A 24,290-nucleotide genomic window follows, 5' to 3' on the forward strand; every position below is an offset into this window, starting at 1 on the left:
CCCGCCACCGCCGCGCGCCCCGCCGGACTTCAGCGAATCTTCCAGCGAGTGGTCAGCGGCGGCGGTCATCGTCGACCGTGCGGAGCCGTCCTGCCCTCCTCCCACCCCGATACCCAGGGAGCTCACCCCATGTCAGCCACACCGTCCCCGCTCCACCGGCTCGGCGCCTTCGCCGCGGCCCGGCGGCGCACCGTCCTGATCGCCGGTGCGGTCCTCTTCCTGCTCGCCGCGGCATTCGGCGCGGGGGCGCAGGCCGCCCTGTCGCTGTCGCGCTTCGAGGCGCCCGGCTCCCAGTCGGACACCGCGGAGCAGATCCTCCACGAGGAGTTCAAGGACGGCTCCCCGAACTACGTCCTCCTGGTCACCGCCAAGGACGGCGGGACGGTCGACGACCCCGAGGTGGCCGCCGAGGGCCGGAAGCTGACCGAGGACCTGGCCGGACGCGAGGGCGTCGACACGGCCGGCTCCTACTGGTCGCGCGGTGAGAACAGCGCGCTGGTCAGCGAGGACCGCTCGCAGGCACTCGTGGTGGCCTGGCTCCGGGGAACGGCCACCGAAGTCCGGACCGACCTGGCCACCATCACCCCCGACTTCACCAAGGACACCGAGCTCCTCACCGTCCGCCCCGGCGGCCAGGACGAGGTCTTCCGGCAGGTCGGCGAGGAGACCCGAAAGGACTTCCTGCGCGCGGAGGCCGTCGTCGTCCCGGCCGTGCTCCTGCTGCTCCTGTGGGTCTACCGCCGCTGGTCCGCGGCAGGACTGACGCTCGGCGTCGGCTTCTTCTCCGTACTGGCCACGCTCGCGATGCTGCGCGGTGTCACCGCCTTCACCGAGGTGTCGACCTTCGCCGCCAACCTGGCACTCGTCCTCGGCCTCGGACTCGGCCTGGACTACAGCCTGTTCATCATCTCCCGCTTCCGTGAGGAGATGGCCGCCACTCCGGGGTCCACCGACGCGGACCGGCACGCGGCGGTCGTCCGCACGGTGGCCAGCGCCGGCCGGACCGTCCTGTTCAGCGGCTTCACCGTCGCCGCCTCGCTGGCGGCCCTGTTCCTCTTCCCCTTCCCGTTCCTCCAGTCCTTCGCTTGGGCCGGCATCGCGGTGGTCCTGTCCGCGGCGTTCGGCGCGGTCGTCCTGCTGCCGGCCGCGCTGGCGGCGGTCGGCCGGCGCACCCTGCGGCCGGGCAGGACCGAACCCGCCGTGGAGTCCGGCCGCTGGTACCGCAACACCCTGAAGGTCATGCGCAGGCCGCTCCTCTACGGACTTCCCGTACTGATCGCCCTGCTCGCCCTGGGCGCGCCCTTCCTCGGCGCCCGGTTCGGCCTGCCCGACGAGCGCGTGCTTCCCGCGAGCGCGTCCAGTCGCGTCGTGCAGGAGGAGATCCGCACCGGCTTCGCGGCCGAGGAGACCGACGCGCTGCAGGTCGTCACCACCGGCGAGGCGACGGGGAACACGTCCGGCTCGGACTACCCGGAGCGGCTGTCACAGGTCCCCGGCGTCTTCCAGGTGGACACCGGGAGCGGCACGTACCGCGACGGCGACCGGGCGGGCGCGACGGCCGATCCCGGCCGCTTCGAGGCCGGTGAGCACACCCGTCTGACGGTCGTCCCCGACCAGGAGGCGCTGGCCGGCGACATGGCGCAATTCGTGGAGCGGGTCCGTGCGGTGGAAGCCCCGTACTCCGAAGTGCACGTGGGCGGGTTCCCCGCCGCGATGACGGACTTCCGCGGAGAGCTCCTCGACCGCCTGCCGTACGTCGTCGCCCTGATCCTGCTGGTCACCTTCGTCATCCTCTTCCTGATGACGGGCAGTCTGCTCATTCCGGCCAAGGCCACGATCGCCAACATCCTCAGCCTCAGCGTGATGTTCGGCGTACTGGTCTGGGTCTTCCAGGACGGCAACCTCTCCGGTCTCCTCGGCTTCACCGCGAGCGGCCGCATGGAGCCGAGCATCCCCATCCTGATGTTCTGCATCGCCTACGGGCTGTCCATGGACTACGAGGTCTTCATCATGGCCCGGATCAAGGAGGCGTACGACCGGACCGGGGACAGTACGAGCGCGGTCGCCGAAGGCATCCAGCGCAGCGCCCCGCTCGTCACCTCGGCCGCCGCGATCCTCGCCCTCACCTTCGCGACCTACGCCACCGGGGGCGTGGTCTTCCTGAAGGAGCTGGGCATCGGCATGGCGCTGGCCGTCCTCGTCGACGCCCTGCTGATCCGGACCCTCCTCGTCCCGGCCTTCATGGGACTGGCGGGCAAGGCCAACTGGTGGGCGCCGGCCCCGCTGCGCCGGCTGCACGCGCGGTACGGAATCAGTGAGGCGCCCGCCGCCGAGACGCCCCGCCAGGACCTGATCGAGGCGAAGTAATGCTCGCACCCCTGGTGAACCTGCTCATCGTGGTGGCCTCCGCGCTCATCCACCGGTGGCTGTGGGTCCGGCTGGTGCGCGACACCACCCGGCCGGGCGGCACGGCCCGCCGGGTGGGGACCGCCGCGACCGTCGTCTCAGCGGCGCTCGCGGCCGCCCCGCGCATCCTCGTACCGGCCCTCGGCCCGGACACGGGAAGGCCGCTGGCCTGGACCGGGTACGTCTGGCTGGGTGTGCTGCTGTACCTGATGCTCGCTCTGCTGGCGATGGAGATCCCGCGCGCGGTCGTCGGTATCCGGGCCCGCGCACGGCGACGGAACGGCACGGCGCACCCGGTGGCGGTCCCGGAGCCCGTGAGGGCCCCGGAGCAAGTGAGTGTTCCGGCGACCGTGAGGGTTCCGGCGACGACCGTTTCACGTGAAACAGGGAAGGCTTCTCCGGGTGCCGAGCAGACACTCGGAGAAGTGGGCGACGCCACCAGCGGCGGGCAGGACACCGGGCCCGCACGTCCGGACCGGCGCCTCTTCCTCAGCCGCGCGGGCGCACTCACCGCGGGCGCCGTAGCCACCGCCACCACCGGGTTCGGCATGCGTACGGCGCTCGGCGACCCGGTGGTCAAGCGGGTGCCCATCCGCATCGCCGGCCTGGCCCGGCCGCTCTCCGGGCTGCGGATCGCGGTCGTCAGCGATCTGCACCTCGGTCCGCTCCTGGGGCGCTCCCACACGGAGCGGATCGTCCGGATGATCAACGGTCTGGAGGCCGACGTCGTGACGGTCGTCGGCGACCTGGCGGACGGGAAGCCCTCCGAACTGGCCCCGGCGGCCCGTCCGTTGCGCCATCTGGAATCCACGCACGGCGCGTTCTTCGTGACGGGCAACCACGAGTACATGTTCGACGGGGCGGAAGCCTGGGTCGAGGAACTGCACGGTCTCGGCGTCACCACGCTCCTCAACGAGCGGAGGGAGATCCGCCACCACGGGGCCGTGCTCGATCTGGCCGGCGTGGAGGACCTGTCCGCCGCCGAGCACGGGAGCGGGCCGGACTACGCACGGGCTCTCGGCGGGCGGGACACCAGCCGGCCGGTCGTCCTCATGGCACATCAGCCCGTCATGATCGAGGAGGCGGCCCGGCACGGGGTCGACCTCCAGCTCTCGGGCCACACCCACGGCGGCCAGATGTTCCCGCTCACGGAACTCACCAAGCTCGCCAACCCCGTCGTCTCCGGCCTCGGAAAGGTCGAAGACACCCAGCTGTACGTCACCAACGGCGCCGGATTCTTCGGCCCGCCGGTACGGGTCGGTGCCGAGCCCGAGATCACCGTGATCGAACTGCGCGCCTGAAGGCCGCCCGATCGCAAGAATGCCCCCTGATCTGCGCCTACGGCGATCAGGGGGCATCGGGTTGTGGAGCCTAGGAGATTCGAACTCCTGACATCTGCCTTGCAAAGGCAGCGCTCTACCAACTGAGCTAAGGCCCCGAAAAGCCGGACACCCCGGCACAAAACCACGCCGCGACGTCCGTCGCAGAACAGAGTACCGGGTGACCCCCCGAATCCTGCAAAAGGATTGGGGCTCCCGGCGCGCAACGGCTCTCCGTAAGATGCACGACGAGGTTCGCAGCAGCGAAGCCGCAGCGAAGGGGAGACGCAATGGACGCAGCGCAGCAAGAGGCGACGGCTAGAGCCCGGGAGCTCCAGCGCAGCTGGTACGGAGAGCCGTTGGGGGCGCTCTTCCGCAGGCTGATCGACGACCTCGGCCTCAACCAGGCACGCCTCGCGGCGGTGCTCGGACTGTCCGCTCCCATGCTCTCCCAGCTGATGAGCGGGCAGCGGGCCAAGATCGGCAACCCCGCGGTCGTCCAGCGGGTCCAGGCACTTCAGGAGCTCGCCAGCCAGGTGGCGGACGGCAGCGTCAGCGCGGGAGAGGCCACCGACCGGATGGAAGAGATCAAGAAGTCGCAGGGCGGCTCGGTCCTGACCAACACCGGCCACACCTCCACCACGGGCGGTGCCCCCACCGTGCGGCGTGTGGTCCGTGAGATCCAGTCGCTGCTGCGGTCGGTCGCCGCGGCCGGCGACATCATCGATGCGGCGGACTCCCTCGCCCCGGCCCACCCGGAGCTGGCAGAGTTCCTCAGGGTGTACGGAGCGGGACGCACCGCGGACGCGGTCGCCCACTACGAAGGCCACCAGAGCTGAGGCCCGGGGCCGCCCTCCGGGCGGCCGGCCGTGGCAGTATCCCGACAGCCGGGGCACGAACCGAAACGGGAACGGGAGCGGGCGCAGCGCAATGGGTGAGGTCTTCGCTGGTCGGTACGAGCTGGTCGATCCGATCGGACGTGGTGGGGTCGGCGCCGTCTGGCGCGCGTGGGACCACCGGCGCCGCCGGTACGTGGCGGCCAAGGTCCTGCAGCAGAGCGACGCGCACACGCTGCTGCGCTTCGTCCGTGAGCAGGCGTTGCGGATCGAGCATCCGCACGTCCTCGCCCCGGCCAGCTGGGCCGCAGACGACGACAAGGTCCTGTTCACGATGGATCTGGTCAGCGGCGGCTCGCTGGCCCATGTCATCGGCGACTACGGCCCGTTGCCCCCGCGGTTCGTCTGCCTCCTGCTCGACCAGCTGCTGTCCGGGCTGTCCACGGTGCACGCCGAGGGGGTCGTGCACCGTGACATCAAACCGGCCAACATCCTTATGGAGGCCACCGGTACGGGCCGGCCGCATCTGCGGCTCTCCGACTTCGGCATCTCGATGCGGAAGGGTGAGCCGCGGCTGACGGAGACCAACTACGTGGTGGGCACGCCCGGTTACTTCGCTCCCGAGCAGATGATGGGAGCGGAGCCCGACTTCCCGGCGGACCTCTTCGCCGTCGGGCTCGTCGCGCTCTATCTGCTGCAGGGCCAGAAGCCGGACTCCAAGGCCCTGATCGAGTACTTCGCCGCGCACGGCACCCCGGGCGCGCCCCGGGGCGTGCCGGAGCCCTTGTGGCAGGTTCTCGCCGGTCTGCTGCAGCCGGACCCGCACGCCCGTTTCCGTACGGCCACAGGGGCGCGCAAGGCGCTGACCGCGGCGGTCGAGATGCTGCCGGAGGCCGGCCCGGACGACGAGCGGGTCGAGGTGTTCGACCAGATCGGCCCGCTCCCCGCGGGATTCGGCCCCGAAGGACCCGCCACCGGCCCCGGGACACCCGGCAACGGGCCGCAGGCGCCCGCACAGGCCGTCGGGGCGCCGCCGCCCGCACCCCAGCCGTCGCAGCAGCCGTACGCGCCGGAGGGCCGGGGACAGCAGCCCTACGCCACTCCGCAGGGGACGCCGGGGCAGCAGCCCTACGCCACTCCGCAGGGCACGCCGGGGCAACAGCCGTACGCCCCTCCCTCGTCGATGTCGGAGACAGGCAGCTTCCACCTCGCTCCGCCCCCGCAGCAGCCCGCCCCGATCCCGCACCCGGCGCAGCCGCAGGTGCCGTCGTCCGCCCCGCCGGCGGCCCACGCGGCCTCTCCCTACGCCTCCGACGCCGGCCCCGATCTCGCCCAGGCCGCCACGGCCGCCGTGCCGTACGGGACCACGCCCACACGCCCGTACACCGCGCAGCACCCGCAGGCTCCCCAGCCCGTCGCACCGGCCGCCCCGCGCCCGGCCCCCGCGAAGCGGCCGGGACCGCCCCCGAAGGTGGCGGTCCCGGTGCTGGTGGTGGCGCTGATCTGCTTCGCGGTGGGGATCTGGGCACTCACCCAGGCCTGAGCGCCCTCCCGGACGTCCGAGCGGCCTACCAGGCCTGCGGCGGGCCACCGAACGGCGGCTGACCGCCCGCGCCCGGCGGCACAGCGGCCGGAACCGCCCGGCGCCTGGCCAGCAGGGTCCACGCCCCGAGCCCCAGCACCAGCACGGAGCCCGCGCCGATGCCCGCCGCGGCGACCGTCTTCATCGTGTCGCTCTCACCGGCCTCGGGCGCGCTCCGGCCGCTCTCGGCCATGTCCCTGTCGTCCTCCGTGACCCCGAAGATCCCGGCCTCCCCCTGGTAGGGCGACGCCTTGCTGTCGTTGACGACCTTCACCTTGAGCGTCAGCCCGAGGGCCCCGTCCCCGTAGTGCTCGGCGACCTCGGGCGAGAGCGTCACCGACAGGTAGTACCAGCCCGCGAAGCGCATGGCGCTGACGTCGGCCGCCGAGTCGTAGCGGTTCTCGTACGCCACCGGCGGAAGCGGGTCCAGGGCCACCGAGTTGGGCGTCCCGGAGTACGACAGCGTCGCGTCGTCCACATGACCGCGTGCCGGGTTGTCCAGGGCCAGCGCCAGGGCGTTGCCGAGGTACTCCGTCGACCTGCCGCTGTTGCTCAGCGCGGCCGTGGCGAAGAGCTGCTGCCCCCAGTCCACAGGAACCCGGTAGAAGCGGGTCTGCCCCGGCGCGATCGTGTCGGCCCATTCACCGGTGTCCAGGCTGGTGGCGTCGTAGAAACCGCTGCCGCCGGACCGCTTCTGCCTGCCGGCGGGCGGCGTCGGCGAGGCGGAGGGCCAGTTCTCCGGCGCCACGGTCGGCATCGACTTCTCGTCCTTGAGCGCCGGTTCGTTCTCGAAGCGCAGCTCCAGGTCCCAGGCTTCGGGAGACGACGTCGCCTTGCTCTCCCTCTCGATCAGGACGTTGTACGTGCCGCCCCCCGCGCACGTGGTGCTGTCCTTCTCCACGGTCCGGTGGGCGTAGGCGGCGATCGGGCGGGGGAACTCCGCCGACTCGAAGTCCGCGTCCTCGGAACTGCACTGGTTGTCGTCGAGGTCCCTCATGCTGATCGTGATGCCGTCGCCGTAGGCGACCTTCCCACCGGCCTTCGGCACCGCCACGGCGGAGACGTAGGCATCCGTCCTGTCGTCGAGCTCCAGACGGTAGTAGAGCTTCTGCCCCTGCCCGATGGAGCTCTTGTAGACCGAACCCGGCTTCAGCTCCGTGGCGTCGGCGTTGGACTCCGCGCCCTGGACCGCCTCCGCCGCGGGATCGAAGGTGTACGCCGCAGGGCCGTCGGCCGCGTGCGCCTGCCCCGGCAACGCCGCCACCGCGCACACCGCCGCGAACGTCGCGAGCGTCACCCGGCCCCTGTTGCGCTGCCTGTTCACGCGCTTCCCCTCGTCGTCTCCGTGCCTGCCCCCGCGTCGGCCGCGTACGAGCAGGAACCCGGCGGTCGGAGCGACCGCGGCGCCCGCTCCGGCGGCGGCCGCGATGCCGGTCCATCCTGCCCCGCCCGTACCAATGCTGTCTGCGGCCCCCGCCGTACTGCCGTCATTGCCCGCCTTCGTACCGCCCGGCTCCTGCGCCGGTGCCGGGCCCCGTGCCCGGGACCGGCCGGCCGGCCCGTACGTCGCGCGGACCGCCCGTCGGAAGCGCCGCCTGCACGAGGCTGTCGACGGCCGCACCGGGCTGGGGCCCCTCGGCCACCCGCCGTCACCACTGCTTCACGCATGCAACCTAATGATTTGCTTAGGTGAACTCAAGAGTGCGGTCGTCACGGTCCCGCAACAGCGGGTCCCGGGCAGCAGAAAGCCCCGGCCGCTCGGCGGCCGGGGCTTCTAGCAGACTGTTCCGTCTCACACACCTGAACCTGCGGGCACGGAGTCGGTCGCCTCCGTCCACAGATCCTGCTCGGCGCGATCCGCCTGGATCTGGCGGTACACGAGGAGCCCGCCGATGGCGGCCAGTGCGACCAGGAGAAGCTTCTTCACCGCGCGACCTCGTCTTTCCTTGACGTAAGGGACTTCTGCCGCCCGACTATACACACCGACCGATACCGATCGGTGACCTCCCCGGCACCCGCTAGCCGCCTGCTCCGGCCCCCTGTCGAGACCCTCCGGGACCCCCGAAGCGGGTTTTCCCAGCCGGTTGAACCATAAGAGTGGTGTTCATCGGAAGATCGGCGCACCGGGGGCGTCGGTCCCGGTTTCCACGGCCCGGATCCACATCATCGGAAAGGTAAGCAAACCGGACCACCTGAAAGCGAGGGGCCATGAGCACCTTCAGGGTCAAGAGCATCTGGACCGCCTTCATCACCGCCTTCTTCGCGCTTCTCGCGTCGCTGGGCCTCGCCACCGCCCAGGCCACGGCCGCGGAGCCGACGGTCACGAGCCACGAGCACACGGGTGCGAACCCGGCAACCGCGGCCACGCCGTCGGTGCGATGGACCCTTCCGCGTGACAGGGCGCTGCCACCCACGATGAAGCAGCGCATCCGCGCCGAGGCGCACGGCTCCTCGCCCGCCACCCGCCAGCTGTCCGCCGACACCACGGACGCCGCCGAGGCGACGAACAGCACCCGCTCCGCCCACAGCGCCACACCTGCCGGGGACTCGGCCCCGCTGCCACCCTGAGGGCGCCGCGAACGCCACCCAGGCCCCTGGTCCGGTTCACACCGGCGGGGGCCTTTTCCGTGCCCGCGTACGCGCTCCCGCCGAGGCCCGCGGGGGGAGCGCCTCCGGGGCGGCCCCGGACGGCGTCGGGCTTCTCGCCCGGGGGCGGGCGTCGCGCTTCTCGCCCGGGGGCTGTGCCGGACGGTCTGCGGCTTCTCTCTCCCGAAGGTCCCTGACGGTGTCCGGCCATCCGGAAGCGCCCCCGGGCGGTGGTCAGGTCACAGACGCCGCCGGCCTTGGACTCCCCCGCACATGCAGAAGGCCCCCCACCGTTTCCGGTGAGGGGCCTTCGTGCTGGTGGGGCTAACAGGATTTGAACCTGTGGCCTCATCCTTATCAGGGATGCGCTCTAACCAACTGAGCTATAGCCCCGCCGCGCTGCTGCGCTGACTTCTGAAGATTAGCGCACGTCGGGGCCAGTCCCAAAATCGATACCCGGCGCCCTACTCGTCCTCGGCGAGAGTGAGCTCCACGCCACCGACGAAGCCGGCCGACAGGTTGTAGATGAACGCGCCCAGCGTCGCCAGCGCGGTGGCCAGCACCACGTCGATCACCGCGATGACCGACGTGAAGATGAGGACGCGCGGCAGCGACAGGAACGACTGCAGATCGAAGCCGTTGCTCTCGTTCGAGCCGGTGGCCTCACTGATCGTGCCGCCCACGGTCTCGAAGACGCCCATGGCGTCCATCACCATCCACAGCACGGCGGCCGCGACCACCGTGCAGATGCCCAGCGCGATGGAGAGCAGGAAGCTGACCTTCATCACCGACCACGGATCGGCCTTCGCCACCCGCAGTCGCGCCTTGCGGGTACGCGGAGTGGTCCGCGCCCCGGTCCGGGGCAGCCGGGTCGCCTGCGCTCCGCCCACGCCCTGTACACCGCCCTGAGTGCCGCCGCCCTGCGTACCGCCCGCAGGGGACTGGTACGCCTGCGGCGGGTGGTAGGGACCCGCCTGTCCCGCCGCGGGCTCACGCTCGCCGGGCAACGGCCCGGTCGCGTAACCCTCGTACTGCGGCTGAGGTCCCCGAGTGTCCGTCACAGTGCCCCCTTGGGAGTCCGTGGCAGGGCCACGGGCGCCGTGCGCGCCTGCTCCGGAAGCGGCCGAACCGGCGCCCGTGGCTCCACTCACGCTCTACTCCTCGTGCTCCCCGGCCGAAGGCGCCGTGCCCTCGGCTGTGCCCTCGACCACGCTCGCGGCATCGGCCTCGACCGTGGCGCCTTCGGCCTCATCGGTCCCGTCGACCTCTTCGGCCTCACGACCGGCCTCGGCGTTGCGCGCGATGCCGACGACGGCATCACGCTTGCCCAGATTGATCAGTTGGACGCCCATGGTGTCACGGCCCGTCTCCCTGACTTCATTGACTCGCGTACGAATCACACCACCGCCGAGCGTGATGGCGAGGATCTCGTCCGCTTCCTCCACCACCAGCGCGCCGACGAGCGTTCCGCGGTCCTCGACGATCTTGGCGGCCTTGATGCCCAGACCACCACGACCCTGGACGCGGTACTCGTCCACCGCGGTCCGCTTCGCGTAACCGCCGTCGGTGGCAGTGAACACGAACGTACCGGGCCGGACAACATTCATCGAGAGCAGTTCGTCGCCTTCGCGGAAACTCATGCCCTTCACGCCCGAGGTGGCGCGGCCCATCGGGCGCAGCGCGTCGTCCGTCGCGGTGAACCTGATCGACTGGGCCTTCCTGCTGATGAGCAGCAGGTCGTCCTCGGCCGACACCAGCTCGGCGCCGATCAGTTCGTCGTCGCTGCCGTCCTGGGTCTCCCGCAGGTTGATCGCGATGACACCGCCCGAACGCGGGGAGTCGTAGTCCTTCAGCGCGGTCTTCTTCACCAGACCGCCCTTCGTGGCCAGGATCAGATAGGGCGCGGCCTCGTAGTCGCGGATCGCCAGGATCTGTGCGATCTGCTCGTCCGGCTGGAACGCCAGCAGGTTCGCGACGTGCTGGCCACGCGCGTCCCGGCCGGCGTCCGGCAGTTCGTACGCCTTGGCCCGGTAGACACGGCCCTTGTTCGTGAAGAACAGCAGCCAGTGATGGGTCGTCGACACGAAGAAGTGGTCGACGATGTCGTCTTCCCTGAGCTTCGTGCCCCGGACGCCCTTCCCGCCGCGCTTCTGCGAGCGGTAGTCGTCCGTCTTCGTGCGCTTGACGTAGCCGCCGCGCGAGATGGTGACGACGATGTCTTCCTCGGCGATCAGGTCCTCGATGGACATGTCGCCGTCGAAGGGGACCAGCTTGGAGCGCCGGTCGTCGCCGAACTTGTCGACGATCGCCGCCAGCTCCTCGCTGACGATCTGACGCTGCCTCGCGGGCGAGGCCAGGATCTCGTTGTACTCGTTGATCTTCGCCTGGAGCTCGTCGTGCTCGGCGGTGATCTTCTGGTGCTCCAGCGCGGCCAGGCGGCGCAGCTGCATCTCCAGGATCGCGTTCGCCTGGAGCTCGTCGATCTCCAGCAGGCCCATCAGGCCCTCGCGCGCGATCTCCACGGTGTTGCTGCGCCGGATGAGTGCGATGACCTCGTCGATCGCGTCCAGCGCCTTGAGCAGGCCGCGCAGGATGTGCGCCCGCTCCTCGGCCTTGCGCAGCCGGAACTTCGTACGCCGGACGATGACCTCGATCTGGTGCGTCACCCAGTGGCGGATGAACGCGTCGATCGACAGCGTGCGCGGCACCCCGTCGACGAGCGCCAGCATGTTCGCGCCGAAGTTCGACTGCAGGTCGGTGTGCTTGTAGAGGTTGTTCAGCACGACCTTGGCGACCGCGTCACGCTTCAGCACGACGACCAGGCGCTGGCCCGTACGCGAGGACGTCTCGTCCCGGACGTCCGCGATGCCGCCGACCTTGCCGTCCTTAACCAGGTCGGCGATCTTCTGCGCGAGGTTGTCGGGGTTGGTCTGGTACGGGAGCTCCGTGACGACCAGGCACTGCCTGTTCTGGATCTCCTCGACCGCGACGACCGCACGCATCGTGATCGAGCCACGGCCCGTGCGGTACGCCTCCTCGATGCCCTTACGGCCCACGACCAGCGCGCCGGTCGGGAAGTCCGGGCCCTTGATCCGCTCGATGAGGGCGTCCAGGAGCTCCTCGTGCGAGGCCTCCGGGTGCTCCAGGTACCACTGGGCGCCGGCGGCGACCTCACGCAGGTTGTGCGGCGGGATGTTGGTCGCCATACCGACCGCGATGCCGGCGGAACCGTTCACCAGGAGGTTCGGGAAGCGCGCCGGCAGAACCGTCGGCTCCTGGTTGCGGCCGTCGTAGTTGTCCTGGAAGTCGACGGTCTCCTCGTCGATGTCCCGGACCATCTCCATGGACAGCGGCATCATCTTGCACTCGGTGTACCGCATGGCCGCGGCCGGGTCGTTGCCCGGGGAACCGAAGTTGCCGTTGGAGTCCACCAGCGGCATGCGCATCGACCAGTGCTGCGCCAGTCGCACGAGCGCGTCGTAGATCGAGGAGTCGCCGTGCGGGTGGTACGTACCCATGACGTCACCGACGACGCGGGCGCACTTGTAGAAGCCCTTCTCGGGCCGGTAGCCGCCGTCGTACATCGCGTACAGCACCCGGCGGTGGACGGGCTTCAGGCCGTCCCGCACGTCGGGCAGGGCACGCGACACGATGACGGACATCGCGTAGTCGAGGTAGGAGCGCTGCATCTCCGTCTCGAGCCCGACGGGCTCGACACGCATGCCCACACCCGGGACGGTGGGCTCCTCTTCGGGCATCACAGGGGTGTTCTCGTCGGCCATTGCTGGTCAAAGTCCTTTCGCGCTGCGGCTTGGAGGGTCCGCCGGGCCCTCCTCCTTGTACGGCCGACTCAGATGTCGAGGAAGCGGACGTCCTTGGCGTTGCGCTGGATGAACGAGCGCCGCGCCTCGACGTCCTCGCCCATCAGCACGGAGAACAGGTCGTCGGCCTGAGCCGCGTCGTCCAGCGTGACCTGGCCCAGCACACGGTGGTCGACGTCCATCGTGGTGACGCGCAGCTCCTCGGCGTTCATCTCGCCGAGGCCCTTGAAGCGCTGGATCGAGTCTTCCTTGATCCGCTTGCCGTTCTGCTTGCCGAGCGCCACCAGGGCGTCGCGCTCACGGTCCGAGTACGCGTACTCGAAGTCGTCACGGCCCCACTTGATCTTGTAGAGCGGCGGGCGCGAGAGGTACACGTGCCCGGACTCGACCAGCGGTCGCATGAAGCGGAACAGGAACGTCAGCAGCAGGGTGTTGATGTGCTGGCCGTCGACGTCGGCGTCCGCCATCAAGATGATCTTGTGATAGCGGAGCTTCTCGATGTCGAAGTCCTCGTGGACCCCGGTACCGAAGGCCGAGATCAGCGCCTGGACCTCGGTGTTCTGCAGGATCTTGTCGATCCTGGCCTTCTCGACGTTCAGGATCTTGCCTCGGATCGGCAGGATGGCCTGGTACATCGGGTTACGGCCGGACTTCGCCGAACCACCGGCGGAGTCACCCTCGACGATGAAGATCTCGCACTTCGTCGGGTCGTTGGACTGGCAGTCGCTCAGCTTGCCGGGCAGCGAGGCGCTCTCCAGGAGCCCCTTGCGCCGCGTCAGGTCACGTGCCTTGCGGGCCGCGACACGGGCCGTGGACGCCGCGATGCCCTTGCGGATGATGTCGGCGGCCTCGTTGGGGTTCCGGTCGAACCAGTCCGTCAACTGCTCGTGGACGACCTTCTGCACGAAGGTCTTCGCCTCGGTGTTGCCCAGCTTCGTCTTCGTCTGGCCCTCGAACTGCGGCTCACCGAGCTTCACCGAGATGATCGCGGTCAGACCCTCACGGACGTCCTCACCGGTGAGGTTGTCGTCCTTCTCGCGCAGCAGCTTCTTGTCGCGCGCGTATCGGTTGACCAGCGAGGTCAGCGCCGCACGGAAGCCCTCCTCGTGCGTGCCGCCCTCGTGCGTGTGGATCGCGTTGGCGAAGGAGTAGACACCCTCGCTGTACTGCGTGTTCCACTGCATGGCGATCTCGGCCGAGAGGAGCCTGTCCTTGTCCTCGGCCTCGATGTCGATCACCGACTGGTGAATGAGCTCGCCCTTGCGGGAGTTGAGGTACTTGACGAAGTCGACGATGCCGTTCTCGTAGTGATACGTGACCGTGCGCGTCGGCTCCTCGTCGGGGACGTCGACCACCTCGGCGCTGTCCGCGCCCGCCGTGGCCTTGGCCGCCTCACGCTCGTCGGTGAGCTTGAGAGTGAGTCCCTTGTTGAGGAACGCCATCTCCTGGAAGCGGCGCGAAAGGGTCTCGAAGGAGTAGTCGGTGGTCTCGAAGACGTCTCCGTCGGCCCAGAAGGTGACGGTCGTCCCCGTCTCCTCGGTGGCCTCGTTACGGGCCAGAGGGGCTGTCGGGACACCGAGCTTGTAGTCCTGGGTCCAGCGGTAGCCGTCCGTCTTGACCTCCACGGCCACCCGTGTGGAAAGGGCGTTGACGACGGACACGCCGACGCCGTGCAGACCACCGGAGACGGCGTAGCCGCCGCCGCCGAACTTGCCGCCGGCGTGCAGCACGGTGAGGACGACCTCGACGGCCGGCTTGCCCTCGGACGGCACGATGCCGACCGGGATACCGCGACCGTTGTCGATCACACGCACCCCGCCGTCGGCGAGGATCGTGACGTCGATGGTGTCCGCGTGCCCGGCCATGGCCTCGTCGACCGAGTTGTCGACAACCTCTTGCACGAGGTGATGGAGACCGCGCTCACCGGTGGACCCGATGTACATACCGGGTCGCTTGCGGACCGCGTCCAGGCCTTCGAGCACGGTGATCGCGCTGGCGTCGTACGAGGCGGTGACCTCGCCGTGCTCACCGGCTGTGGACGGGATGTTCTCGTTGGGGTTGCCGGAATCGGCCACGAAGCGCCCTTTCTGGCACAGCACAGGCCGTTCTCCGGCAGGCGGGAGCGGCTGCGTCGTTCGGCTTGTATCGACGACTCCCGCGAGGAAGCGGGATTGTGCACCAGTCTACCGGTAGCGCCGACATGAATGGGGGTTTGCCGGTGCCTGAGTACGCATGTGCCGCCCTGGATGAGCGGCTGACGACTCCCCATATTCAGGAAGGGGCCCCGGGGGGCTCACGAGGGCTTTGCGCGCTTCGGGCTGTCAACCTCCCGCTACGGTGAGGGACGCTCCACTCTCTCCGCGCGAACCAAATCACCACATAGCCGTACAGACCGGAAAGGCCGGGTCCTTGGCGAATTGGGACAAACGCGGATGAACATCAGCCCGGGCCGTCCTCGGCTCAGGCCGGTGCCCGAAGGCGCCGGACGAGGAAAAGGCCTGCTCAGCCTGTTCAGCCGTAGGTGTCGCCCGGACCTTTGCTCCCGGGAGTCCGGAGAGGGCCGAATCTGCGCGGTGGACCTCCCGGACCGAGCACCTTGATCATCCGCACGGTGCCGTGGCCCAGGTCCGTGTTCAGCCTGGCCACGAGCTGCGGGGCCAGCAGCCGGAGCTGCGTCGCCCACGCAGTCGAGTCGCACTGCACGGTCAGTACCCGCTCGGCCGGATCCTCGTCGTACCGCACGGGGACACAGTGGTTGGCCAGATCGTCACCGACGATCTGCGGCCAGCGGCCCATCACACCGCCGACGGCCGCCGGTGTCTCCCAGCCCCTCTCGGTGATCAGCCGGTTGATCGCCGACCCCAGAGGCAGCGGGTCACGCCCGTCGGACCGGGCGCCCGACCGCAGGCCGCCGCCCCGCCTCGCCTGATTCCTCTGCTGCGCCGCGGCGCCCCGGGCACGGGCCTGTTCCTTCGCGGCACGCAGGGCCACACGCGCCAGATCCACGCCGGACACCTCCGGCGGCTTCACCGGATCCGGCCCCGCTCCGGCCGGCTTCGCCTGCCCCAACCCGCCCTGCTCGTCGGGGCCGCTCACAGCCGCTCCACCGCACCGGCGGACACGGCGTACCGGGCTCCCGCCAGCACACCCGGGACGTCGTCGTCCACGGCCGCCGTCACCAGCACCTGCTCACCGGGGGCCACCAGCTCGGCCAGCCGCTCGCGACGGCGCGCGTCCAGCTCGGCGAACACGTCGTCCAGCACCAGCACCGGCTCGTTGCCCTCGGTGCGGAGCAGATCGTAGGAGGCCAGCCGCAGGGCCAGGGCGTACGACCAGGACTCACCGTGGCTCGCGTACCCCTTCGCCGGCATGCCGCGCAGGCCGAGCACCAGGTCGTCGCGGTGCGGACCGACCAAGGTCACCCCGCGCTCGATCTCCTGCTTGCGCGCCTCGGCCAGGGCCGCCATCACCTGCTCGTACAGCTCCTCGCGGGTGCGCGCGAGCTCCACGTCGGCCCCGACCGAGCTGCGGTACTCCAGGGTGGTGGGGCCACCACCGGGGGCCACGTCCGCGTATGCCTTGTCCGCCAGCGGCTGCAGGGTGGCGATCAGGTCCAGCCGCTGCGCCAGCAGCTCCGCCGCCACTCTGCCCAGATGCTGGTCCCACACGTCCAGGGTGGACAGATCCATCGACCGGCCACCGTGTCGGCGGGCCATGGCGGCGGACTTCAGCAGGGTGTTGCGCTGCTTCAGCACTCGCTCGTAGTCGGAGCGGACCCCGGCCATGCGGGGGGACCGTGCCGTGATCAGCTCGTCCAGGAAACGTCTGCGCTCACCCGGGTCACCCTTCACCAAGGCCAGGTCCTCAGGGGCGAAGAGCACAGTCCGCACCATGCCCAGCACGTCACGCGGCCTGACCTGCGACGACCTGTTGATACGGGCCCGGTTCGCACGGCCCGGGTTGAGCTCCAGCTCGATCAGCTGCGAGCGCTCCCCCTGGGTGACCGCGGCCCGTACGACGGCGCGCTCCGCGCCCATGCGCACCAGGGGGGCGTCGGACGACACCCGGTGGCTGCCGAGCGTCGCCAGATAGCCGACCGCCTCCACCAGATTCGTCTTGCCCTGGCCGTTGGCCCCCACGAACACGGTGACGCCCGGGTCGAGAGGAACCTCGACCCGGGCGTACGAGCGGAAGTCGGCCAGCGAGAGATGCGTGACGTGCATGGTCGCCGACCCTTCCGACTACGTGCTCTGCTGTGTGCTGCTGTACCGCTGGCTACTTCTTGTTCTCGACCGCGTGCCCGCCGAACTGGTTGCGCAGCGCGGCGATCATCTTCATCTGCGGCGAGTCGTCCTGACGCGAGGCGAAGCGCGCGAACAGGGACGCGGTGATCGCGGGCAGCGGGACGGCGTTGTCGATGGCGGCCTCGACCGTCCACCGGCCCTCGCCGGAGTCCGCCGCGAAACCACGGAGCTGGTCGAGGTGCTCGTCGTCGTCCAGCGCGTTGACCGCCAGGTCGAGCAGCCAGGAACGGATGACCGTCCCCTCCTGCCAGGAGCGGAAGACCTCGCGCACGTCGGTGACGGAGTCGACCTTCTCCAGGAGCTCCCAGCCCTCGGCATAGGCCTGCATCATGGCGTACTCGATGCCGTTGTGGACCATCTTGGCGAAGTGGCCGGCGCCGACCTTGCCCGCGTGGACGGAACCGAAGTCGCCCTCGGGCTTGAGGGCGTCGAAGACCGGCTGGACCTTCTCGACGTTCGCGGTCTCGCCGCCGTACATCAGGGCGTAGCCGTTCTCCAGGCCCCAGACGCCACCGGAGACGCCGCAGTCGACGAAGCCGATGCCCTTGATGCCCAGCTCGACGGCGTGCTTCTCGTCGTCCGTCCAGCGGGAGTTCCCGCCGTCCACGACGACATCACCCGGGGAGAGCAGCTCGGCCAGCTCGTCGATGGTGGACTGGGTCGCGGCACCGGCCGGGACCATCACCCACACGACGCGCGGACCCTTGAGCTTGCCCACAAGCTCTTCGAGGCTGTGGACATCGGCGACGTCCGGGTTGCGGTCGTAACCGATGACCGTGTGGCCTGCGCGGCGGATGCGCTCGCGCATGTTCCCGCCCATCTTGCCGAGGCCGACGAGACCGAGCTCCATCAGAGATTCCTTAAGCGTTGTGCCGATTCGTACCCAGGACCGAGCCTACGCCCGGCCGGGACAGCACGGCGGGGTGCAGCACGGAGGGCCCGCTCTGCGCTGAGCCTGCCCGCCGGAAACTGCCATGACAGGGACGACCGCCGGATCAGCCGGAGAGACGGACCGGCATGATCAGGTACTTGTACGCGTCGTCGGCCTCGGCGTCGACGGCCGGCCGGCCGCTGAGCAGGGCGGGCTTGGTCGACGTCGTGAAGGAGAGCTGCGCGACCGGGGAGTCGATCGCGCTGAGCCCGTCCAGCAGGAAGGTCGGGTTGAAGGCGATGGAGATGTCGTCGCCCTCCAGCACGGCGTCGACGCGCTCCACAGCCTGTGCGTCGTCGCTGGAACCGGCCTCGAGGATGAGCACACCCTGCTCGAAGCTGAGGCGCACCGGCGTGTTGCGCTCGGCGACGAGCGCCACACGCTTGACGGCCTCGACGAACGGGGCGGTCTCGATGACCGCGACCGAGTTGAACTCGGTGGGGAAGAGCGTCCGGTACTTCGGGAGGTCGCCCTCGAGCAGGCGCGTGGTCGTACGGCGGCCGGCGCCCTCGAAACCGATGAGCCCTTCGCCCGCACCCGAGCCGGACAGCGCCAGCGTCACCGTGTCACCGCTGGTCAGTGCCTTGGCGGTGTCCAGGAGCGTCTTGGCGGGGACCAGGGCCACTGCGGAGGCGTCGGGGTTCTCCGGCTTCCACAGGAACTCACGGACCGCGAAGCGGTAGCGGTCGGTCGACGCGAGGGTGACGGTGTCGCCCTCGATCTCGATCCGGACGCCGGTCAGCACGGGCAAGGTGTCGTCGCGCCCGGCCGCGATGGCGACCTGGGCCGCCGCGGAGGCGAAGACCTCACCGGGGACGGTGCCCGTGGCGGTCGGCATCTGCGGCAGCGCCGGGTACTCCTCCACAGGCAGTGTGTGGAGTGTGAACCGCGAGGAGCCGCAGACCACCGTGGCGCGCACACCGTCGGTGGAGATCTCCACCGGCCTGTTCGGCAGGGCGCGGCAGATGTCGGCGAGCAGGCGGCCGGAGACGAGCACCGTGCCGTCCTCCTCGACCTCGGCGTCCACCGAGACCTTGGCCGAGACCTCGTAGTCGAAGCTCGAGAAGCTCAGGGCTCCGTCCTCGGCCTTCAGCAGAAGGCCCGCGAGAACGGGCGCCGGCGGCCGGGCCGGGAGGCTACGGGCCACCCAGGCCACCGCCTCCGCGAGTACATCGCGCTCCACCCGGATCTTCACCGGAACCGCCTCCTGCTGTTGCTCGCTCGCCCTGCTGGCCTTCGTCGTCTGGTCGGGGTCTCCCTGCCCAAGGGCTGGGGGAGGCCGCCGGGGTCCAGTCTGACGTACGGCACCGACACTCGTTGCTGCTCGGGGTCAAGTCGCACCAAGAGGTTCGCGGAGCTCGCCACTCAAGTTGTGCACAGGCCCCACTTCGAAGCGGATTCCTGGCTAACTCTGAGTGGTAGTAGTAGTAGGCCCTGTGGAAACCGTGGATAACGTCGTTTTCGCAGGTCAGGGGCCATATTTTGTCCACCGACCCTGTGGGCGACACCGGTGGACAACCAGGCGTTTCTGTGGACACGCGAAAGTTCTGCACACCCGATGCACAGGGCGGGGTGACTTCTCCCCAGGGCTGTCCCCAGCTTTACCCACGTTCCCCACAGCTAAACCGAGGGTCCCCGTGTGACGCCTTTCACTCTCGGCAGTGAAAGGCGGTGTCGGGTTGCCGAACAGTGGACAGGGGTGTGGAGAAGCTGGGGACAACAGGGCCGCGCCTGTGGGCCGCCGGTGGACAACACCATCGGGACGCTGTGGACGAAATTTCTGTCCACAGGCTGTGGATCATCGTTGACCACAAATCCCCAGGCACGTGACCTGGCCTGATGGAGTATCGACAGCAGACCCTGTGGACGCAATCTGGACAACTTCACAGTCCCCAGGCTGTGGACGCCGGATTCCTCGTACTTCTGTGGAGAAGCGCTGGCCCGGGGCCCGTATTCGAACACTTCAGAGGGCCGGAGCCGTTTCGGAGGCCATGGAGTCGAGCCGGATCGGGTGCTCGGAGCAGCCCCGAAGGCCGTCCCGGGCACACTGCACGCCGGATTCTGGAGCCCGCTCCCAGCAGCCGCGTATGAAGAAGGGCGCCCCGCGAGGACGTCGTACGGTCCTCGCGGGGCGCCCTGGGCGCGCTGTGCGGCGGTCCGGCCGCCGCCGGCTCGTCAGCCGTTCTTGATGCGGTTGGTGAGTTCGGTGACCTGGTTGTAGATGGAGCGGCGCTCCGCCATGAGAGCCCGGATCTTCCGGTCGGCGTGCATCACCGTGGTGTGGTCCCGGCCGCCGAACTGGGCGCCGATCTTGGGCAGGGACAGGTCCGTCAGCTCGCGGCACAGGTACATGGCGATCTGGCGTGCCGTCACCAGGACCCGGCTGCGCGAGGATCCGCAGAGATCCTCCACCGTCAGCCCGAAGTAGTCCGCGGTCGCCGCCATGATCGCCGGCGCGGTGATCTCGGGAGCGGAGTCCTCGCCGCCGGGGATCAGGTCCTTGAGCACGATCTCGGTCAGGCCGAGGTCCACCGGCTGCCGGTTCAGGCTCGCGAAGGCGGTCACACGGATGAGAGCGCCCTCCAGCTCACGGATGTTGCGCGAGATGCGGGAGGCGATGAACTCGAGTACCTCGGGCGGGGCGTTGAGCTGCTCCTGCACGGCCTTCTTACGGAGGATCGCGATACGCGTCTCCAGCTCCGGCGGCTGCACATCGGTGGTGAGGCCCCACTCGAACCGGCTGCGCAGCCGGTCCTCCAGGGTCACCAGTTGTCTCGGCGCCCGGTCCGAGGACAGCACGATCTGCTTGTTGGCGTTGTGGAGCGTGTTGAAGGTGTGGAAGAACTCCTCCTGCGTCGACTCCTTGCTCGCCAGGAACTGGATGTCGTCGACCAGGAGGATGTCCACGTCGCGGTAGCGCTTGCGGAAGGTGTCGCCCTTGCCGTCGCGGATCGAGTTGATGAATTCGTTCGTGAACTCCTCGGAGCTCACGTACCGCACCCGCGTGCCGGGGTAGAGGCTTCGTGCGTAATGTCCGATCGCGTGCAGCAGGTGGGTCTTGCCGAGCCCCGACTCCCCGTAGATGAAGAGGGGGTTGTACGCCTTCGCGGGGGCCTCGGCGACGGCGACCGCCGCTGCGTGCGCGAAGCGGTTGGACGCCCCGATCACAAAGGTGTCGAAGAGGTACTTCGGATTGAGCCGGGCGTGCGGCTCACCGGTGCCGGGCGGAGGCGCGGACTGGGTGCCCATGGGGCTGCCGTCGTTCCTGCCGGTCCCGGGGCCGCCCTGACGGTGCTGGGGCTGCTGGTCCTGCGGATCGTGGCGGTCGCGGCTGTCCCGCGGGTCGTAACCCTGGTGCTCGGGCGGCTGCGGGCGGTAGTCGTGCTGCGGCTGCTGGGGGCGCGGGCTCGCGTACGGGTCGCGGTCCTGGTAGCCACCGTGCCGGGGCTGCCAGGAGAGATCGTCCTGGACCCGGGGCCAGGCGCCGGGCTCGGGGCGGTGCTGCTGGTAGTCCGGGTAGGCGGGGCGGGCCGTCGGCATGCCGTCGTCGGAGGACCTGGGGCCGTAGCTGTCGTACCCGTCGTTGCGCGAGGGCTCGTCGTGCTGCGGTCCCTGGTAGCGGTGGGACTGCTGTCCTTGGTGGGGCTGACGCATCGGGGGCGCCGGCGGAGCGGGGGGCTCTCCCGCGGAGTCGTCGACGGTGATCGCGATCCGGATCGGCCGCCCGCACTCACGGGTGAGCGTCTCGCTGATCAGCGGGGCGAGCCGGCCCTCCAGGACGCGCTTGCCCCACTCGTTGGGTACGGCCAGCAGTGCGGTGTCGGCGACGAGTGCCAGGGGCTGGCAGCGCTCGATCCACTGCTTGTCCTTCGGCTCGATGCCCTGCTGGCCCTCCCCGAGGAGTTGTTCCAGCACTCGCGGCCACACTGCGGCAAGATCGGCAGGTACGTCAGCCACAAGGCACGCTCTCTCGCATGTCCCACGAATGTGTGCTTCTCGGGACGGATGGGTCGGGTCGGGTGAGGCCCGGCAGGCAGGAAGGAAAAGAACCGGAGTTCAGCCACGGTAGTCAGGCCGACCCGCGCGGTTCAAGTTGTTGTCCACAGGCTGTGTACAGCAGGGGGTGGCGCGAGGCCGGTTTGACCGGATGGCGTAGCCGCGCGTACCGTGACCAGGTCGAGTTGTCGATGGCTGCTGCCGCCTGCCTCCGATGGGCAAACATCACGATCTGTGATTGTGAAGCGGTGCACTAAGGCGTTTACGCGAGTTCCTCGTGGGCGCACGGTGACAGCCAGGCGATGTCCCGCCAACACACGAATCATTTCTGGAGCCCCCGAGTGAGCAAGCGCACCTTCCAGCCGAACAACCGTCGTCGCGCCAAGACCCATGGCTTCCGGCTGCGTATGCGTACCCGTGCCGGCCGCGCGATTCTCGCGAACCGCCGTGGCAAGGGCCGCAGCAGCCTGTCCGCCTGATCGCTTACAGGTCCATGACGTGCTGCCTACCGAGAATCGGCTGAGGCGGCGCGAGGACTTCGCGACCGCGGTACGACGAGGACGCCGAGCCGGGCGTCCGCTACTCGTCGTGCACCTACGCAGCGGTGCTACGGACCCGCACGTGACAGGGGAGAGTGTTCCCCCGCCGCGTGCGGGTTTCGTTGTCAGCAAAGCAGTGGGAGGAGCAGTCGTTCGCACCGCGGTGAAGCGGAAGCTTCGCCATCTGGTCCGCGATCGGCTTGCTCAGCTGCCCCCCGGTAGCCTTGTTGTCGTACGAGCGCTGCCCGGATCGGGTGACGCCGACCATGCACAGCTGGCCCGAGACCTGGACGCCGCCTTTCAGCGGCTGCTGGGAGGGGGTGCGCGATGAAGTACCCGCTGCTGGCTCTCATCAAGCTGTATCAGTGGACGATCAGCCCGCTCCTAGGGCCCGTCTGCCGCTACTACCCGTCGTGTTCCCACTATGGATATACGGCGATCGACCGGCACGGTGCGATCAAGGGAACAGCGCTGACCGCATGGCGCATCCTGCGTTGCAATCCGTGGTCACCCGGCGGCGTGGATCACGTACCGCCACGCAAACGTCCGCGTTGGCACGAAATGCTGCGCAGCTGTGTGCGTGGCGGCAAGGGCGGGGACTCCGCCGCCGATGTGCCTTCCGGGGGGTCGGTCTCCGAACCCCTGAGCCCGGCCACAGAGACCTCGCCCAAAGCTCAAGGAGCCTGATTAGTGGACACGATTGCCAGTCTGTTCAGCTTTATCACCACACCTGTTTCGTGGGTCATCGTCCAGTTCCACAAGCTCTACGGAGCGTTGTTCGGCGATGACACGGGGTGGGCCTGGGGCCTGTCCATCGTGTCCCTGGTGGTCCTGATCCGGATCTGTCTGATCCCGCTTTTCGTGAAGCAGATCAAGTCGACCCGGAACATGCAGGTGCTCCAGCCGAAGATGAAGGCGATCCAGGAGCGCTACAAGAACGACAAACAGCGTCAGTCCGAAGAGATGATGAAGCTGTACAAGGAGACGGGTACCAACCCGCTCTCCTCGTGCCTTCCGATCCTGGCGCAGTCCCCGTTCTTCTTCGCCCTGTATCACGTGCTCTCGGCCATCGCCTCGGGCAAGACGATCGGTGTCATCGACCAGCCCCTGCTGGACAGTGCCCGGCAGGCACACATCTTCGGCGCCCCGCTGGCCGCGAAGTTCATGGACAGCGAAGAGAAGGTGCAGGCGCTCGGCGCCTCCCTGACCGACGTCCGTGTCGTGACCGCGATCATGATCGTGATGATGTCCGCGTCGCAGTTCTTCACGCAGCGCCAGCTGATGACGAAGAACGTCGACCTGACGGTGAAGACTCCGTACATGCAGCAGCAGAAGATGCTGATGTACATCTTCCCGCTGATCTTCGCCGTCATGGGCATCAACTTCCCCGTCGGTGTCCTCGTGTACTGGCTGACCACCAACGTCTGGACCATGGGTCAGCAGATGTACGTGATCAACCAGAATCCGACTCCGGGCAGCAAGGCGCAGGACCAGTACCTGAACCGTGTGCTGAAGAGCGTGACCGCACATGGCGAGGTGCGTGGCCGGACGCGGCGCAACACCGTCAAGCGGATCGTCGCCAAGGGCCCCGACCGCAACGACATCGAGCGCAAGTTCATCACCGGTCTGGGCAAGCTCGGCCTCGCCGCCCAGGAGGACGGGACGGTCGCGAAGAGCGAAGCCGCCGTTCTCGAGGCCGAGGGTGGTGCTGCGCCCAAGCGGCAGCAGCCCAAGCGCCAGACGAAGTCGAAGCGCCACACCGCTGCCACGCATCCCGGCACGGACAAGGGGACCGGCTCCACGGGCTCGGAATCCAAGACCTCGCTGGAGAAGCAGGACGCACCGCAGGACGACAAGCCGAAGCCGGCGGCCAATCGCGCCGCGTCCGGCTCCTCACGCCAAGCCAAGTCCGGACAGCGCAAGGGCCCGCAGCGGCCCAAGCACCCGTCCAAGAAGTAAGAAGGAGTCCA

The 24,290-nt window shown here is 69.2% G+C and carries 19 protein-coding genes and 2 tRNA genes; 9 read left to right on the top strand and 12 right to left on the bottom strand.

What is annotated here, in order from left to right:
- The first annotated feature begins 129 nt into the window (after positions 1-129).
- Together ACIQM3_RS25775 and ACIQM3_RS25780 are read left to right on the top strand one after the other, a co-directional pair.
- Entirely contained in the window at positions 130-2,367 is a 2,238-nt protein-coding gene (locus ACIQM3_RS25775; protein WP_401627960.1) for an MMPL family transporter, read from the top strand.
- The gene (locus tag ACIQM3_RS25780) at positions 2,367-3,707 is read left to right on the top strand and encodes a metallophosphoesterase (protein WP_401627962.1); all 1,341 of its coding nucleotides are present in this window, start codon (positions 2,367-2,369) and stop codon (positions 3,705-3,707) included. The genes ACIQM3_RS25775 and ACIQM3_RS25780 overlap by 1 nt, the downstream gene beginning before the upstream one ends.
- A gap of 64 nt (positions 3,708-3,771) precedes the next feature.
- Here the strand turns inward: ACIQM3_RS25780 and ACIQM3_RS25785 are convergent.
- A tRNA-Ala gene (locus ACIQM3_RS25785) sits at positions 3,772-3,844 on the bottom strand.
- A 171-nt stretch (positions 3,845-4,015) separates the two neighbouring features.
- On the opposite strand from ACIQM3_RS25785, the gene ACIQM3_RS25790 reads away from it, so the two are divergent.
- Both ACIQM3_RS25790 and ACIQM3_RS25795 read left to right on the top strand, forming a co-directional pair.
- The gene (locus ACIQM3_RS25790) at positions 4,016-4,564 is read left to right on the top strand and encodes a helix-turn-helix domain-containing protein (RefSeq protein ID WP_401523231.1); all 549 of its coding nucleotides are present in this window, start codon (positions 4,016-4,018) and stop codon (positions 4,562-4,564) included.
- A gap of 91 nt (positions 4,565-4,655) precedes the next feature.
- Positions 4,656-6,104, top strand: a complete 1,449-nt coding sequence (locus ACIQM3_RS25795) for a serine/threonine-protein kinase (protein WP_401627964.1) — start codon at positions 4,656-4,658, stop codon at positions 6,102-6,104.
- 25 nt (positions 6,105-6,129) lie between these two features.
- Here the strand turns inward: ACIQM3_RS25795 and ACIQM3_RS25800 are convergent, their stop codons facing one another.
- Together ACIQM3_RS25800 and ACIQM3_RS25805 are read right to left on the bottom strand one after the other, a co-directional pair.
- Entirely contained in the window at positions 6,130-7,467 is a 1,338-nt protein-coding gene (locus ACIQM3_RS25800; RefSeq protein ID WP_401627965.1) for a hypothetical protein, read from the bottom strand.
- 468 nt (positions 7,468-7,935) lie between these two features.
- Positions 7,936-8,070 carry a DLW-39 family protein gene (locus tag ACIQM3_RS25805; protein WP_003958712.1) on the bottom strand — a complete coding sequence of 45 codons (135 nt, stop codon included), beginning with the start codon at positions 8,068-8,070 and terminating at the stop codon, positions 7,936-7,938.
- A 281-nt stretch (positions 8,071-8,351) separates the two neighbouring features.
- Between ACIQM3_RS25805 and ACIQM3_RS25810 the strand changes: the two genes are divergently transcribed.
- Positions 8,352-8,711: a DUF6344 domain-containing protein gene (locus tag ACIQM3_RS25810; RefSeq protein WP_401627967.1), complete on the top strand. Its 360-nt coding sequence runs from the start codon at positions 8,352-8,354 to the stop codon at positions 8,709-8,711.
- 334 nt (positions 8,712-9,045) lie between these two features.
- On the opposite strand, the gene ACIQM3_RS25815 is transcribed toward ACIQM3_RS25810, so the two are convergent.
- The 9 genes from ACIQM3_RS25815 to dnaA form a co-directional block, all read right to left on the bottom strand.
- Positions 9,046-9,122 (bottom strand) — tRNA-Ile (locus tag ACIQM3_RS25815).
- 71 nt (positions 9,123-9,193) lie between these two features.
- Positions 9,194-9,790: a DUF3566 domain-containing protein gene (locus tag ACIQM3_RS25820; protein WP_104787387.1), complete on the bottom strand. Its 597-nt coding sequence runs from the start codon at positions 9,788-9,790 to the stop codon at positions 9,194-9,196.
- Positions 9,791-9,883: 93 nt separating this feature from the next.
- Positions 9,884-12,511 (bottom strand): DNA gyrase subunit A, encoded by a 2,628-nt coding sequence (gene gyrA, locus ACIQM3_RS25825; protein ID WP_401627969.1) that lies wholly within the window; start codon positions 12,509-12,511, stop codon positions 9,884-9,886.
- Between the two features lie 68 nt (positions 12,512-12,579).
- Complete coding sequence (gyrB, locus tag ACIQM3_RS25830; RefSeq protein WP_401627971.1) at positions 12,580-14,649, bottom strand: DNA topoisomerase (ATP-hydrolyzing) subunit B; 2,070 nt, start codon at positions 14,647-14,649, stop codon at positions 12,580-12,582.
- Positions 14,650-15,061: 412 nt separating this feature from the next.
- Complete coding sequence (locus ACIQM3_RS25835; protein WP_401627973.1) at positions 15,062-15,646, bottom strand: DUF721 domain-containing protein; 585 nt, start codon at positions 15,644-15,646, stop codon at positions 15,062-15,064.
- Positions 15,643-16,773, bottom strand: coding sequence for a DNA replication/repair protein RecF (gene recF / locus ACIQM3_RS25840; protein WP_401627975.1), 1,131 nt, complete (start codon positions 16,771-16,773; stop codon positions 15,643-15,645). The genes ACIQM3_RS25835 and recF overlap by 4 nt, the downstream gene beginning before the upstream one ends.
- 52 nt (positions 16,774-16,825) lie before the next feature.
- Positions 16,826-17,704 (bottom strand): phosphogluconate dehydrogenase (NAD(+)-dependent, decarboxylating), encoded by an 879-nt coding sequence (gene gnd / locus ACIQM3_RS25845; RefSeq protein WP_383112766.1) that lies wholly within the window; start codon positions 17,702-17,704, stop codon positions 16,826-16,828.
- Between the two features lie 145 nt (positions 17,705-17,849).
- Complete coding sequence (dnaN, locus tag ACIQM3_RS25850; protein WP_033296764.1) at positions 17,850-18,980, bottom strand: DNA polymerase III subunit beta; 1,131 nt, start codon at positions 18,978-18,980, stop codon at positions 17,850-17,852.
- Positions 18,981-19,960: 980 nt separating this feature from the next.
- Positions 19,961-21,742, bottom strand: a complete 1,782-nt coding sequence (gene dnaA, locus ACIQM3_RS25855) for a chromosomal replication initiator protein DnaA (protein ID WP_401627977.1) — start codon at positions 21,740-21,742, stop codon at positions 19,961-19,963.
- Between the two features lie 380 nt (positions 21,743-22,122).
- On the opposite strand from dnaA, the gene rpmH reads away from it, so the two are divergent.
- From rpmH to yidC, 4 genes are read left to right on the top strand one after another with little or no spacing between them, the layout of a single operon-like run.
- A complete protein-coding gene (gene rpmH / locus ACIQM3_RS25860) occupies positions 22,123-22,260 on the top strand; it encodes a 50S ribosomal protein L34 (protein WP_003967884.1) in 138 nt (45 codons plus the stop codon).
- A gap of 19 nt (positions 22,261-22,279) precedes the next feature.
- A complete protein-coding gene (gene rnpA / locus ACIQM3_RS25865) occupies positions 22,280-22,651 on the top strand; it encodes a ribonuclease P protein component (RefSeq protein ID WP_401627979.1) in 372 nt (123 codons plus the stop codon).
- Positions 22,648-23,007, top strand: coding sequence for a membrane protein insertion efficiency factor YidD (gene yidD / locus ACIQM3_RS25870; RefSeq protein WP_078850490.1), 360 nt, complete (start codon positions 22,648-22,650; stop codon positions 23,005-23,007). The genes rnpA and yidD overlap by 4 nt, the downstream gene beginning before the upstream one ends.
- 3 nt (positions 23,008-23,010) lie before the next feature.
- A complete protein-coding gene (gene yidC, locus ACIQM3_RS25875) occupies positions 23,011-24,279 on the top strand; it encodes a membrane protein insertase YidC (protein WP_401627980.1) in 1,269 nt (422 codons plus the stop codon).
- Positions 24,280-24,290 lie beyond the last annotated feature (11 nt).

The organism is Streptomyces sp. NPDC091271, assembly GCF_044757505.1.
GTDB lineage: Bacteria > Actinomycetota > Actinomycetes > Streptomycetales > Streptomycetaceae > Streptomyces.

What these genes read in the sequence shown, in the direction of transcription:
- ACIQM3_RS25775 (WP_401627960.1), top strand. Translation starts at nt 130, where the DNA reads ATGTCAGCCACACCGTCCCCGCTCCACCGGCTCGGCGCCTTCGCCGCG.
- ACIQM3_RS25780 (WP_401627962.1), top strand. Translation starts at nt 2,367, where the DNA reads ATGCTCGCACCCCTGGTGAACCTGCTCATCGTGGTGGCCTCCGCGCTC.
- ACIQM3_RS25790 (WP_401523231.1), top strand. Translation starts at nt 4,016, where the DNA reads ATGGACGCAGCGCAGCAAGAGGCGACGGCTAGAGCCCGGGAGCTCCAG.
- ACIQM3_RS25795 (WP_401627964.1), top strand. Translation starts at nt 4,656, where the DNA reads ATGGGTGAGGTCTTCGCTGGTCGGTACGAGCTGGTCGATCCGATCGGA.
- ACIQM3_RS25810 (WP_401627967.1), top strand. Translation starts at nt 8,352, where the DNA reads ATGAGCACCTTCAGGGTCAAGAGCATCTGGACCGCCTTCATCACCGCC.
- gyrA (WP_401627969.1), bottom strand. Translation starts at nt 12,511, where the DNA reads ATGGCCGACGAGAACACCCCTGTGATGCCCGAAGAGGAGCCCACCGTC.
- recF (WP_401627975.1), bottom strand. Translation starts at nt 16,773, where the DNA reads ATGCACGTCACGCATCTCTCGCTGGCCGACTTCCGCTCGTACGCCCGG.
- gnd (WP_383112766.1), bottom strand. Translation starts at nt 17,704, where the DNA reads ATGGAGCTCGGTCTCGTCGGCCTCGGCAAGATGGGCGGGAACATGCGC.
- yidD (WP_078850490.1), top strand. Translation starts at nt 22,648, where the DNA reads ATGAAGTACCCGCTGCTGGCTCTCATCAAGCTGTATCAGTGGACGATC.